Annotated in this window: 1 protein-coding gene; it reads right to left on the reverse strand. The window is 61.4% G+C overall.

What is annotated here, in order from left to right:
* Positions 1-13 precede the first annotated feature (13 nt).
* The coding region (locus ACXJ7R_RS35565) for a GntR family transcriptional regulator (RefSeq protein WP_457155865.1) at positions 14-653 on the reverse strand (640 nt) is incomplete at its 5' end.

Here is a 653-nt window from a genome sequence, read left to right on the forward strand (position 1 = left end):
ACGGTGAACCGCTCTAGGCTCTCGGCTCCGGAAACCGGGCCTGCTGGAGAATATGCGTGGCGCCCTCGTCGATGTCGCGAACGATGGCCGTGCGCGCGCGCTCCCCGTCCTGGGCCTCGATCGCCGCGACGACCTCCTCGTGATAGTCGATGTCGAGAATGGAGGCGAGATCGTCCTCGAACCCCATGGCCAGGTTCCTCAGAAAAGGGCCGACCTGCATCCAGACGGTTTCGATCAGGAAGATCATCTGCTCGTTGCCGCAATGGCGATAGATCGAGAATTTGAAGTCGTAGTTCTTCCGCAGATAGTCATCGATATCGCCCTTGCGGGCCGCCAAAGTCAGGTCGGTGGAGTGGCGTCGGATCGTCCGCAGGTTGTTGCCGTTGATGAGCTTTGTCGCAAATTCGGTCGCAGAGCCTTCGAGGATCGTCCGCACGGCGGTCAACTGCGAAAATCGCTCTGCCGAAATGACTGGCACTTCCACGCTGCCGTTCGGCATCGGGCTCAGCGCCCGCAGCGCCTGCAGCCGCATGAAGGCACTGCGCACCGGCATGTCGCTGGTGCCGAGTTCCTTGGCGAGCTTGCGCGATGTCAGCTTCTGGCCGGGCAAGAACTGGCCGGACATCAAGGCTCTGACAAGCTCCAGATAGACC

It is taken from the genome of Mesorhizobium sp. P5_C1 (genome assembly GCF_054049815.1).